This is a genomic window from Paludibacter sp. 221 (assembly GCF_010501035.1).
GTDB lineage: Bacteria > Bacteroidota > Bacteroidia > Bacteroidales > Paludibacteraceae > QVMH01.
On sequence record NZ_QVMH01000045.1, the window covers coordinates 19,575 to 34,274 of the forward strand.

7 protein-coding genes are annotated in these 14,700 nt (G+C 39.4%); all 7 read right to left on the minus strand.

Annotated elements, in window-relative coordinates:
* Positions 1–266: 266 nt before the first annotated feature.
* Complete coding sequence (locus D0T49_RS09960) at positions 267–3,977, minus strand: alpha-galactosidase (protein WP_163630945.1); 3,711 nt, start codon at positions 3,975–3,977, stop codon at positions 267–269.
* Between the two features lie 40 nt (positions 3,978–4,017).
* Entirely contained in the window at positions 4,018–6,252 is a 2,235-nt protein-coding gene (locus D0T49_RS09965) for a glycoside hydrolase family 31 protein (RefSeq protein ID WP_163630947.1), read from the minus strand.
* Between the two features lie 159 nt (positions 6,253–6,411).
* Positions 6,412–8,172 (minus strand): T9SS type A sorting domain-containing protein, encoded by a 1,761-nt coding sequence (locus D0T49_RS09970; protein WP_163630949.1) that lies wholly within the window; start codon positions 8,170–8,172, stop codon positions 6,412–6,414.
* A gap of 251 nt (positions 8,173–8,423) precedes the next feature.
* Positions 8,424–9,284 (minus strand): RNA polymerase sigma factor RpoD/SigA, encoded by an 861-nt coding sequence (locus D0T49_RS09975; RefSeq protein ID WP_163630951.1) that lies wholly within the window; start codon positions 9,282–9,284, stop codon positions 8,424–8,426.
* A 243-nt stretch (positions 9,285–9,527) separates the two neighbouring features.
* Complete coding sequence (locus D0T49_RS09980) at positions 9,528–11,021, minus strand: Do family serine endopeptidase (RefSeq protein WP_163630953.1); 1,494 nt, start codon at positions 11,019–11,021, stop codon at positions 9,528–9,530.
* Between the two features lie 616 nt (positions 11,022–11,637).
* Complete coding sequence (gene eno / locus D0T49_RS09985; protein ID WP_163630955.1) at positions 11,638–12,933, minus strand: phosphopyruvate hydratase; 1,296 nt, start codon at positions 12,931–12,933, stop codon at positions 11,638–11,640.
* Positions 12,934–13,298: 365 nt separating this feature from the next.
* On the minus strand, positions 13,299–14,021 hold the full coding sequence (locus D0T49_RS09990; RefSeq protein ID WP_163630957.1) for a hypothetical protein: 723 nt from the start codon (positions 14,019–14,021) through the stop codon (positions 13,299–13,301).
* Positions 14,022–14,700 lie beyond the last annotated feature (679 nt).

Below are 14,700 nucleotides of genomic sequence, written 5' to 3' on the forward strand. Positions count from 1 at the left end.
AATTTCTATAAATTCAGAACAAATGTATGAAGGTTGTTTCATTAATAAAAAAATACAACTACATTTTTACTACTGTAACAACTTGTTTTAACAACGACAATACTACGTTTTCAGTACTTTAAAAAAAAATAATGCCTTAATTTTCAAAACATTAAAAACAGAGTATTTCTAAACACAGAAAAACAGTTCAAGCAAAAACCAAGCCACAGTAAAAGCATCCGGATTTTAACACTCATTACATTCAGGAACAACATTCTGCATGTACTTTAATTCGCAACTATCTTCTTTGTTTCAACACTATTATCATTGTATCTAATGCTGACAAGGTAACACCCTACAGCTTGAAGCGAGAAATTAAAATCAGACAGTTTCGTATCAATCATTTGTCCGGTAATTGTATATACGCTCACACTTTTCACATTCACACCCCTAACAATCAACATCTTATCTTTCACTATCAAAGTAGCTCCGTTTTCCGCAAACGGGTTGCGAACCGAAGTGCCCAAGTCCTGTTTCACAAATACGAGTTTACCATTGCCTATGGCCGAATAATAATCATCCTTAATTTCCTGATCAGGCCCTACTCCCATCTGAGTCATACCGTGACCGGCAACCCCGCCTTCGCGCTCAATACCCCAATGAGGTGCCAATTCATTAAACTTTAGATTAACAGTAGATGTTGAACTTACTTTATAGCGCGAAGCCGTATTATCCCAAGCTATTTTTCTGCCCGATTTGGCTATAATCTGATATTTGTAATCGCCATTAGGAGTGGCCAGTTCTGTAACTTTCCAAAGCTGTTCACTTTTACCAGGCACCGAATCTTTCGTCATAACAGGAGTATCATCACCCATATCCTCCAACATTGCCTTTGTGTTTGCTTGTGAATCTATAAACCTGATATAATACCAGATTTCACGCGATTGGTCTTCCGAACTGATTTCCGGCATTTCGGCCCGTATAATCTGAGCATCGTCTATTGGTACAAAAACCAATGGATTACCATCATCGTTTTTATTCCATTCACTAATCTTCCCATTTACACCCGCAGTTTTATACTGGTTCATGTGTCGGTTGGAGCCCTCGCGATGCAACTCCAAAGCCGGAGAATACTTTGTATTAGTCGATTTCACTATATTGATATTCACTGCTTTGCTTGCAGTAGCCGTTGTTTGAAAAAAACCATCAGCAGTTTCGGACGAAGCCGCATGCGATATCCTCCGCCCGCTTTTATTCACTATCTGATAAATAAACGGCTCTGTATTCGACACTTCCACTACCTTCCAGTATTGCGAGCCAGCAGTTGCAATACTTTTTGTCATCAGGTCAGCATTGTCGCCCATATCCTGCAGCACCCCGTTACCGTTTTTAAACTGAATATAATACCATTTCTCATTGCTATCAGTACTTATTACCGGGAAACCCTCAATCGGGTCATTAAACCCCATCTCACTTGGCAAAAAGAAATTCAGCATATTATTGCCATCGCCCAGATTCCACTCGCTAAGAGGTTGCCCTGCATTTGAACTTTGATACTGGTTCAGACACTTATCAGTCACACCGTTTCGTTGCAGTTCCCATGCCGGAGCCCAGTCCTGATTGGCTGTGAAAACAAGTTTAAATAATTGTTCTCCAGCCCCTTTAGTGGCTTTATAGAAACTTTCCGAATAGGTTATTACCCTGCCGCTTTTGTTTGTTATCACATAATTATCTTTTGTTCCTGTAACTTTCCAGAGCTGCTCGTCTTTCCCTTCTTTAGCTTCCTGAACCCGCAAATCCTGACCAGCTCCCATATCCTGCAATACATTTTCACCTTTCTTGAACTTAATGTAATACCACACTTCATTATCATTGGTGCTTATTTCCGGCATAAGATTCACTTCGGCCGCACTTGCTATAAACAGCAACACATTACCTTGGTCACCTGCTCTGAATTCAGCAATTTCCTTACCTAAGCCCGCGCCTCCATCCTGATTAATACTCAGGTCACTTCCTTCGCGCTGCACTTCCCAACCCGGAGAATGTTCGCTATTCTGAGTCGCAAGTATTTTCAGCTTTACCGAATTGGTAGAGCTTGCCTGAAAACGTTGATTGGCAAAATTAAGTTTCCTGCCATTCTTGTTCACAATAGTGTAATTATCAGCAGTTCCGGTTATTTTCCAAAGCTGTTCGTCTTTATAAAACATTTTGGCCTCTGTTTCTATATTCTCATTATCTCCTTTGTCAACCAAAACCCCGCGAGGGCCTGCCGATGGATTTTTAAACTGAATATAATACCATATTTCATTCGAATTGTCTTCCGAACTAATCATCGGAAATCTATAATTATTTATAATCTCCGTATCAGGTTCGTACTCTTCATCTTCCTCTGCCACATTCGGGTCCAGTACATGTATTTTGTCAATATCGGGAGCCCAGCCTGTAGGATTTCCCAAACGGATTACGTTATAACCTGCATTCAACTCAATATCCTGATAAACAACTCCGCGCGCACTGCCCGAATTTAAATCATTCAATTTATATTCCGTTCCATTCACAGTAACCGTAAGAGAACGGTTTGTGTTGGAATAATAATATACTTTTAATTTATACGCGCCTCCATCTTTGCTGTATACTCTACGAAATTCAGCCCAGTTATCGGCAGAGTTGCCAAGTTTGGTCATCACGTAACCACCCGAAGCTCCTGCTAATTTTTCAAAACGGGCATCATTCGGCTTCTGTAAATCATCTGCTTTAAACAGGTTCATAAAAGCGTCTTCACCTTCGTATTTAATCTGCTCGATAGTAGTAGCCCCTTCCAACCTAAGCATAGCAGTACCATGAGCAGGAACATTCACTTCATAATAATTTTCGTACTCGCCTATATCTTGCTTTGCCCAAAGGTCTCTTACCTTCACTTTACCTCCAAGCTGAACATCTTTAAATGTAATACGCATTGTAGCCGCCGTGCTTTCTCCATTAAAAAGAGCAACCGCGCGAATCTTACCTTGATCTTGTTCTATCTGCTTAGCCAGAACAATGCGTTTTCCGTTCCGTTTCACCACCTGCGCCTGCAAGCCTAAAGCATCCTGGTTCAATGCAATTACTTCCGGATTTGTAATAACATCCAATGTCCTTTGCGGAATTGTACGCAAATCGCAACCTATCAACAACGGAGATTTCATGATACACCAAAGTCCGAAGTGGCTTTTTTCTTCCTCTACAGTCATCGTATTACGGCCTATCTGCATCATGTCCATATCGTTGAAATGCCCCGGAGCGGCATAAGCCGAAAGGTATAAATTGTGTTCCAAAACACCACGTACACCACGGTCAGTATCAAAATCATTCAAAATATCATGCGAAATACGCCACGAACCGGCTACATCCAGCGCCCATGTGCCCGGAAACATCCAGCGGCATATATTCCAGCGAACGCTTCCTCCGTTTTTCACCTTATCCGTATTTTTAATTGCATTCCATATTTTGGTATATTGTGTTTTTTCATCCAATCCTTGAACCGAAGCACCACAATAGTCTACTTTAATGAAGTCATAATTCCAGTCATCAAAATACATTTTAGCATCCTGCTCCTCATATCCGTAAAAACCTGCATCAATACCATTTATGTCGCTATCATACTGAGAGCCACATGTATTTTTACCTGCTTCGGAATATATACCTGCCATCAATCCCTTGTCATGAATATAGTCGGACACTACCCTCATACCATCAGGAAAACGAGTAGGATGTACTATCAGCTTGCCGTCAGTGCCACGTCCTCCAAAAAAGCCATCATCCACATTAATAAAAGTATATCCTGCATCTTTCAGGCCTTTACTCACCATTGCATCAGCCGTTTCTTTTATCAAACTTTCATTAATGTCTATACGGAAAGTATTCCACGAACTCCATCCCATCATAGGAGTATTAGGATTTTGCGCAAATAACATGCTGGCGAACCCCACGAAAGTGAATAACAATAGTTTCTTTTTCATTTTCGATATTTAATTTAGAGTTTTTGTGATAGATAGTATTTTAAAATTGCAAAACGATTTTATCGCGGATATCCATTGGCTTTGTGGTAACACTAAAACCGTTTAAATCCTGCCTTTGTACTGTTTTTACTTTTTTGCCATTAATTATTACATGCGATGGCAGGTTCGGTTGCTGCGGAAGTTCAAAAGTATATGCACGTTTTTTCAACTGCCCTTCAAAACTACCTGCTGCCGGATAAACCGTTATTTCAGTCAAGCTGCTCTGAATTTTGTACTCCATGCGTGTGGTAGCGTTATGTCCTTTTTCATAATCTCGCGTCAGCCCGTCATCTTCATAAAGCGTATAAACATTCGAATCGCCCTCCTTGCCCGGATAACACCTTACTATCAATTCAGCAAGAGGCGTTGAAGCCATACGAGGAGTATAAGGCTGCATCGGGAAAGGATAACCTCCTTTTATATAAAGCGGAAAAGTATTTAAGTCACAAGTTTCTGTAATTACCTTACCTCCTTCTTCGGCCTTCCCTGTAAAGAAATTATACCATATATCCCCTTCGGGTAACCATACCTGCTGGCTGGCAGTTTTATCTTCGCCTTCGCCTGCGGTAGTGATAGGAGCGCCTATAAGCAAATCGCCAAATAAAAACTGCTGAGGGTGCTGATATGCTTCTTCCACATCCGGATATTCAATATACATAGCCCTGTTCAAAGGCAGCATTTCAGAGTGGCATTGCCATACGGAAGAATAAATATAAGGCATAATCCGCGACCTAAGGTGATAAATATCTCTCATCGCTTTTTCAGCTTCTTCTCCCCATAACCATGGACGCCTGTCCAGCTTGGGGTCGTATACCGAATGGATACGAAGCGAAGAGTTCAACAACCCGAACTGTGTCCAACGTGTATAAAGCTCCGAATCATTTCCACCATAAAAACCGCCTATATCATGTGCCCAGAAAAAGCACCCGACGTTTCCGCTTGTTGAGGTCATTTCTATTTCAAACTTCAGCATATCCCAATTACCTACAGCATCGCCCGAAAACTGGATTGGATGGCGATGATCTCCCCAGCCGCCCCAACGGCTAAAGCCTGCTCCACGCAGATTACCCTGTGCCGAATAGTTATAATATATGTGATTAAGCCATGGCAAATGCTGCATATTTGTTCCCCTTACAAGCGGATAAATATAATCTTGCTGCCAATCGAGCCACCAGAAAGCGACTCCCATATCATCCGACTCTTTGTGGGCATATTCCATAAAATTATCCATGTACTTACGACTACCCGCATCAAAAAGTATTTCTTTCCTTCCCGTCGTATCTGTTCCCATAGCATTCATAAAACCGGAGTAGGAATCCTCGTGAGCACGTATTCCGTCATGAGGGTGCTCATTCAGAACAACATATATCCGGTCTTTTTTTAAATCGTTTATGAGTTTCTGCGGGTTTGGAATCAATTTTTTATTCCAGCTATACCCTGTCCAGCCTCTATTACCCGCGTGTCCGGTTCCCGTAGTAGCTTCTTTCTGGGTATGCCATCCCATATCAAAAACTAAAATATCGATAGGAAAGTCATGTTCTTTATATTCTTTTATCAACTGCATGTATTCATCAGCTGTGTAATCCCACCATCGGCAGTACCACGAACCGTGAACATATTTTCTTGTCATTGGCACCGAACCACTGATTTTTTTTAAACTTTTCAGTGCCGATTTATAATCATTTCCGTAAACAAACAAATATACGTCTTGCAGGTGCTCTTTAGCACGTGGTTGCACCCAACCATCAACCAGTATCTCTTTTCCGGTATCGTGAATAGCGTACCATCCATCGCGGCTTAATAAGCCTTCTGACAGTGGAACCGGGGCACCCACAGCGTCTAATGTGGGTATCGTTCCCCTTAAATTTCTTCGTTGTGTACTGGCCATGTACCACATTTTTTCTTTCCCCTCGTGTTGGAAATAAATGCGTAAATTCATCTGGCCGAAAGGAAATCCATCATCATAGTATTCCAGCCTCATCAGAGGGGTTGTTATTGTATAATGATTTTTTTTAGTTTCTTCTGTTTTTATATCTATAAAATCAAAACTGCTGCGTTCCTGAGCAAAAAGGGTGGGATTGTTTACAAAATCAGCATTCTGGACATACTCTAAACGCACTAAATTGGGAGTAATAAAAGTAAAACGCGCATTACCAATCACGACCGGGTTTGTGTTTTCGGCAAATGCAATGGAAGTAATCAATACAAATAGGATGAAAGCAATATGCTTCTTCATGTTTTCAGAATGGTATTTAGCAAGGTTGAGAATCGGGTAATATAGAAAAAAAATATTTTCATTACACCCCCAAAAGCATAAAACAAAAAACAAGATTACGACCATAGTTTTATGGTCGTAATCTCAAGTTTAAAATAAAATAATTTCTTCTTTTACAGATTATCTGATTACAAATTTGATATTTTCAGTTTTGCCATCATTGTAAACTACAGATAAAACATAGTAACCACTTACAGGCATAGTATATTCAAACGATGCATTAGCTGCAGTAGAAACTACCTGAGTTCCTGTAATGTTGTAGATAGTAACCTTAGCCATATCTTCAGCCTCAACAGTGATAGCTTTACCTTCGATAGAAAGTTGTGCCCTTGGAGTAGCTTGAGTTTGTGATACAGAGTTCACTCCATCAGGCACTATAAATTCAAAAGAACTTCCTGGATCTGTAGTTGAGTACAAACCTAAAGCTGTACCTTCACCTTTAAAATCATTCAATCCTTTATTCTCTCCAACATGCTTTATAGCCCAAGCTTCCTCTGAGTTAGCATATTTTTCAAATTTAAACAATTCACCGTCACTATCAACAGCTGTAAATTCTATAAGTTCTGTTGATGCATTATATATTAATGCACCCGAAAATCTATTTAATATTCTAAAGCCATCATAATAACTTCCTTCAAAACGGAACAGCTGTTGATCCAAATCAGCATTGTCTGCCTCCATAATATCTGCTTGTGTAATTTCGTCCGAATAAAAATCTAAATTAATTACTTTTCCGCTTCTAGTATTCTTTATTTGATACCACACTGGAGCAGCTTCGATACTCATTAAAGGCGCACCCTCATATGGGTTATAACTTGTATCTTCAGATAAAAAGTCGAATGGAGTACCATCATCTCCTAATGAATAAAGAGTAATTTCGTCCAAATTAGAATTATGCATATTCAGATACTCTAGCTTATATTCACCCTTATCAAGACATTTCAACGTCCATTTATCAGTTCCGTATGTAGTATTTGTAGACAACTCAAACTGATATTTACTTCCCCCTGTCGATTCTATAGTAAAACGCCCTGTAGTCTCATCAAATTTCAGCTCACCATCATTGCAAATTACCTTAAAACCATCTTTATATGTACCTTCGAACCAAAACAATTGAGCTGTTCGGGCATCGCCTTCTTCATTCACAAGTTCCTTTTGAACAGGAGCACTTCCTGTTCCTTGTGATGTAAGCACGCGATTCGCCCTACAGTTTTGAATGAAATACTTTTTAATATCTGTAGACGTACTAAGCTTTGGAGCATTTGCATATTTTTGATCCAAATCATCAAGACTTTGTATCGCACTGAAAATATTTCCAGCATCTCCATCTACAGAATACAGACATATTTGGTATGGGTATTTTTCATCATCATTAGTATCATTCCTCATATCTACAAAACTAGAATCAGCAACACTCCAAATCTGGAATCTAAAACCATTGTCATCATTAAATTTTTTGAACACATATTTATCTCCAGAACCAGCTTCTCTTGCAAAAATTCGATCTATTTTAGTATGAGTACCTTGATCTTTACCCAGATATTCGTACTCTCCTGTAACAGGATCATAGCTATAATCACCACCGATTTCAACATAATCCCCATAAGAAAACTCATATCCCGTTGACTTTGATACAATTTTAAATGTATCAGCCTCCACACGTTCAAATTTCCACTTCAAATCATCATTAGTTTCATCAAACGGAAGTGACGATATCACAGCATCTTTTTCATTCACTTTCAATACTCTATTCGCTCTATGTGAATAGATGCTATACCAAGTTTCATTAGCACCCTCACTGATAGTAGGAAAAGTCTGAGCCTGTAAGCACCAAGGCATCAATAACATAACTGCGAGTAACAGTAGTACATTTTTTTTCATAGACATTTAATTTTAATTATTATATTTAAGTAACATTTTTAAGGCGATATAAAACTTCAATTCCATAATATAGGATACCATCCGTTTATATTTCGTTTAAAGAAAAACCGTTTTTTTCTTCCCACTTACTATTTCAACTGTAAAAGTCCATCAAACTCCAAACTAATACAAAAATACAAAAAAATTATCCTGATTCAACATAATATGACAGAATCAGGATAATTTAATACTTTTCTACTTGAGGATAATCCTTATCCCAAATAAGACTTTAATAATTTACTTTTTGAACTCGTTCTCAATCGGCGAATTGCTTTTTCCTTAATTTGGCGAACACGCTCACGTGTCAAACCAAATTCATCTCCTATTTCCTCCAATGTCATTTCGGGCACTCCGATACCAAAGAATTTTTTTACAATTTCGTGTTCTCTTTCAGTTAATGAAGACAAAGCACGGTCAATTTCTTTTGAGAGTGACTCGTTAATCAGGACACGGTCGGCATTAGGCGAATCATCGTTGACCATCACATCCAACAAGCTATTGTCTTCTCCTTCTACAAACGGAGCATCTACCGAGATATGGCGTCCGGATACTTTCATCGTATCGGCTATTTTGTCAACCGGAATATCAAGCTCTTCGGCTAATTCCTCCGGCGATGGACGACGTTCATTCTCTTGTTCGAATTTAGAAAATGCTTTGTTGATTTTGTTTAATGATCCAACCTGATTCAAAGGCAAACGCACTATACGCGACTGTTCGGCCAAAGCCTGCAAAATAGACTGGCGAATCCACCAAACTGCATACGAGATAAATTTAAAACCACGTGTTTCGTCAAATTTTTCAGCAGCTTTAATCAGCCCCAAGTTCCCTTCATTAATCAAGTCGGGGAGACTAAGACCTTGGTTTTGATACTGTTTAGCTACCGAAACAACAAAACGCAAGTTAGCACGGGTAAGTTTTTCCAATGCAGCCCTGTCACCGTTACGAATACGTTGAGCCAATTCAACTTCTTCCTCTACAGTGATAAGGTCTTCGCGACCAATCTCTTGCAAATATTTGTCGAGCGACAAACTTTCGCGATTCGTGATTGATTTGGTAATTTTTAGTTGTCTCATTTCTAATACCTCTAATTAGCCTGCAAAAGTACTTCTTTTTTTCTTTTCTTCAAATTAAAAACATATAATTTAACAGGCGGGTGTAAACAAACAAATAATTTTTCATACAATGATTGGTACTAACAAAATCAGTACCAATCTTTAGCTTCCTGCTAATGTCTGATTACTAAAATCGACATTATAATCTACCGAAACATTACGATTCCACGGTTTTACATTTTAGCATTTATGCAATTTCACACTTTATTCGGTAAGATTTATTGCATAATGCGCTACTTTTCCGTTCGGATAAGCGCCTGCAATAAACAAGACTTGCTCCTGCTCATCGTTATTCATAGCCTGGTCAAGTGCTTTTTGCACATCTTCGGGCGTACGTATAGTCTGGCTGTTTATTTTTAAGATAATGTAACCTTGTCTTATACCATTATCATAGAATTTGCCTTTGGATACAGATTCCACCTGCACACCATAATTCAGCCTTAGCTTTTCCGCAGTTTTCTGGTCTACTTCTTTAAACTTCGCTCCCAAAATTTCGGCTACCACCTGCGGGCTTATTATATCTGTATTACCTTGGCGATTTTTCAGCTCCACCTGCAATTTCTTAGTTTTATTATCGCGCAACACTTCCACATAGATAATATCACCCGGACGGTAACGTCCAACCTGCTCTTGCAATTCCGATGCCGAGTTCACCGCCACTCCATTTACGTTGGTAATCACATCTCCTTCTTTTATTCCGGCATTTTCGGCAGCACTTTTTTCCATCACACTTCCTACATAAGCCCCTTGCATGGTTTTCAGTTTCTTCTCCTTAGCAAGTTCATTATTAATATCACTTATGCTTACTCCCAAAATAGCCCTCTGCACAACACCATATTCTTTTATATCCGAAACCACTTTGCTCACAATACTCGACGGCACTGCAAACGAGTATCCTGTAAAAGCCCCTGTGCTCGACGCGATAGCCGTGTTAATCCCCACCAACTCGCCACGGGTATTAACCAATGCACCACCACTGTTTCCGGGGTTTACAGCGGCATCGGTCTGGATGAAAGATTCTATTTTCATCTCGGCGTTCAATATATTGATGTTACGGGCTTTTGCACTCACAATACCCGCAGTAACAGTCGATGTCAGGTTGAAAGGATTACCTACTGCCAGCACCCACTCACCTACTTTCAGGTTGTCCGAGTTTCCAAAAGGAATAGTAGGCAGGTTTTCTCCATCAATTTTAATCAGGGCAATATCCGTATTCGGGTCGGCTCCCACTATCGTTGCCGTAAAAGTACGTTTGTCATTCAGGGTAACTTCTATTTCGTTAGCATTGCCTACCACATGATTATTAGTTACGATATACCCATCGGGCGATATAATAACGCCGGAGCCTGCCCCCTCCTGCATAGGCATTTCGCGCTCTTGCCCTCTGCTTCGTGGGTTTCCGAAAAAGAACTCAAGGAAAGGGTCCATCGAGTACATCTGAGTCATTTTTGTTTTGGTCTTTACGTGCACTACAGCATGTACCGAAAGCTCGGCAGCCACCGTAAAGTCTGTTTCCATCGCCGAAGTTGCACTTGAAAACCTCGCATACGCATTAGGCATAGTATATTCAGGCTGATAAGCAACCTGTTTGTCCTGTTTCTTATTATAATTGTTTATCATGATGGTTGTAGTTGCCACACTCAGCCCCACTACAACCAGCACAAGGCTCAATACCTTCCAAAAATTTGTCCTATTCATCTTTATCTTCTTTTTTAGTTAGTAAATATCTATGTATTATCTGATACTCCCACTCTGCTATATTGTAATTAATGGATATGTTTAAAAAGCATGCTGTTATAAATACTTAGCTATCCATATAAAAACCTTATTTTTTGTATTAAACCTTAGTAATAGTAACAAAGGTCAGCAACCTCAACCTTATTACCTTATTTATTTGTTATTCAATAAGCTAATAAGGTTTAGCTTTAAGAGATATTGAAGTTACTAAGGTTTATTTTCGAAAACAAGGTTTCATGGTCAGACTAACCTGCTGATAAAAAATATTGCATAAGCATATTTTTAAAGTATCTGCTGTAATTATCATCAACATCCGTTTCAAAAAAAACGGGGGCTCTTTTTATACCAACAGATTTCCGGCATCTTTTGTTTCACTAAATTACACAAAATACATACCCGCAGACATTTAACCTCACAGCATTTGAAAAAAATTAACATTCGGAAAAATATGCTTAACGCGTATTAACGACAAGAAAGTTATTTCTTAAAAAAACAAACAAAAAGGGATACCTGTGTGTCAGATATCCCTTTTCGAAACAATATTTTGTCAGTTTATAAAACTGTCAACTTGACATTCTTATTTCAGACGTTGGACTTTTTTGTAACCATATACAGCCAAATCGCCCAATTCTTCTTCAATACGAAGCAGTTGGTTATATTTAGCCATCCGGTCTGAGCGGCTCAACGAACCTGTTTTGATTTGTCCTGAGTTAGTAGCTACTGCAATGTCGGCAATAGTAGCATCTTCAGTCTCGCCCGAACGGTGAGAAGTTACCGAAGTGTAACCGGCACGGTGAGCCATTTCGATAGCATCCAAAGTTTCAGACAACGAACCGATTTGGTTTACTTTGATAAGGATAGAGTTGGCACAGCCAAGCTCGATACCTTTTTTCAGGAATTCAACGTTAGTTACAAACAGGTCGTCGCCTACCAACTGGCATTTGTCACCAATTTTGTCGGTCAACATTTTCCAGCCTTCCCAGTCGTTTTCGTCCATACCATCTTCGATTGAATCAATCGGATATTTGCTTACTAACTGAGCAAGGTATTCAGCTTGTTCGGCCGAAGTACGTTTTGCACCGTTAGGACCTTCAAATTTACTATAATCGTAAATAGATTTTTTATCGAAAAATTCAGAAGAAGCACAGTCTAATGCAATAGTAACATCTTTGCCCGGTTTGTAGCCGGCCATTTCAATAGCTTTCATGATTGACTCCAAAGCATCTTCAGTACCGTCCAGTGCAGGAGCAAAACCACCTTCGTCGCCTACAGCAGTGCTCAAGTTACGGTCGTGAAGCACTTTTTTCAAAGCGTGGAATACCTCAGCACCACAACGCAAACCTTCTTTGAACGAAGGAGCGCCAACCGGACGGATCATAAACTCCTGAAATGCGATAGGAGCATCAGAGTGAGAACCTCCGTTGATGATATTCATCATAGGTACAGGAAGTGTATATGTGTTAGTTCCACCAATATAGCGATATAATGGCAAGCCTAAATATTCAGCAGCCGCTTTAGCCACAGCCAACGAAACACCTAAAATAGCATTTGCACCTAATTTAGATTTAGTTTTTGTACCATCCAATGCTATCATCATTTTATCAATAGCGCGTTGCTGCAAAGCACAAGTTCCTATTAAAGCAGGAGCGATAACGTTGTTTACGTTTTCTACCGCTTTTTGTACACCTTTACCTAAATAACGTTTTTTGTCACCGTCACGCAATTCAATAGCTTCGTTTTCGCCTGTAGATGCTCCCGATGGAACAGCAGCACGGCCCATTACTCCACTTTCCAAAATCACGTCTACCTCTACAGTAGGATTGCCTCTTGAATCAAGAACTTCGCGGGCAACAATTTTTTCAATTTTACACATTTTAGTTTGATTTTATAAAGATTTATTGATAAGATACTTGTTTTACTAAAATACGGTGCAAAAGTACAATATTTTCTTTTTTCGACCTAATAATTTCTGCAAAGAAAATATAAACCAACACAATGCTAAAAACTGAATTACTTTTCTACTGGTGCGTTTACACGCATAGATATCACAAACTCTCCTCATTACACACCAAAAGGAGAGTTTATATTACAGACCGTTTGATAATATAGTATCAAAAGCATTATCCAACAAGCAGCAAATAGTTTCTATTTGGATTATTACGTACAAGCTCTAAGTTGGCGGATAGCGGCTTTTAGTCCGCTTTACGCCTAAGCCTATTCAACCAAACAATTCATAATTTACAATTCGGTTATAAGAGTACACACCCAATATGTACCAGTACCAAGAACAATAGAATGACCCGGATTACCAAAACTTATGGTATAATTTCCCGCCGCCGGAAAGACGCACAGTGTAACATCCCGATAAAAAGATGATGAATCAGATGATGAATAATCGCCTAAAGTAGCTGCACCCAAGCCTTTTCCATCACTGTTCAATATCGAATACCACCAAGTAAAAGCACCCGAAATCGTACGAGTCATCTGCACCCTACATTGAACAAGATAAACTCCGGGAACAAGGATATTGACAGTAGCCACGTCTGACGACGAGTTTGCATCAATAGAAACTTCGGCTGCAAGCGCTGCCCTTGTTGCCACACCAACTCTCCCACTACTCAAACCGGGCTTAACCCAAGCGTTTCCATTCCACGTATACACCCCCTCGCCGATAGTTGTGTTTGTATTATACACTTGCAAGCCTTTCAGTTTCGACAAATCAGTTATCGCCGATTTGTCGGTAAAAGCGGTTGGCATCGAAGTCAAGTTATTTAACGACACATTAGGCAACTTCAACCCACCTACATAGCCGCCCAAAGGACTTAAATCTAAAGTTGCTCCTTTAGCAGGCTCGGCCTCTCCGCCGATAGTTACCTGTGCAGTTGCACTAAAAATGAAAAACGAAAATTGAAAAATACAGAATAAAACTAAAGCCTGTTGTAAAAATTGTTTTCTGTTCATGATTACTTAATTATTAGTTATTAATGTTTAATTATTACTTTTTTAAAACACGGAGACACTAAGACACGGGGTTAATTATTAATGTTTAATTATTAGTTATTATTTAGTTACGAGTTAGAGATAAGAAGTAGGGAGTAAGAGGCAAGTAAGTAACTTTATACTTTCACCTTTTTCCTTTTTCCTCATTCTTATTCTTATTCTTATTTCTTTCATCTTGATTCTTGGCTCTTGATTCTTCAATCTATTCTAAGTCCCTTTGTCCTTTCGGATTTGCAATCCGAAAGCTGTTATCTGCGGATTTTAAATCCGCTATTAGCATATCATCGGATTACCGATCGAACTTGTTCGCACCGCAAAGCGGATTGTTCCATTGGCTTGCCAAGAAATCCGATGAGACAGACATCTTTTCCTTTTATCCGTAAAGCGGACTTTAGCCGCTATACGGATGAGAAAAAAACATTCCACAAAGCCACACAAAGAAAAACACGGAGCAACGCAAAAGAGAATAACTCTCTGCGAAACTCCGTGAACAACTCTGTGTGGCTCTGTGAAACACACAACCAACATTCATTAAATTAAATGAATAGAAAACAAGGGAACACGAACGACCATAGGGGCGAAAAATCTTTCGCCCTATAATAGATAAAGAATAAACTGTAGTTATCGTCTCAGTGGATTT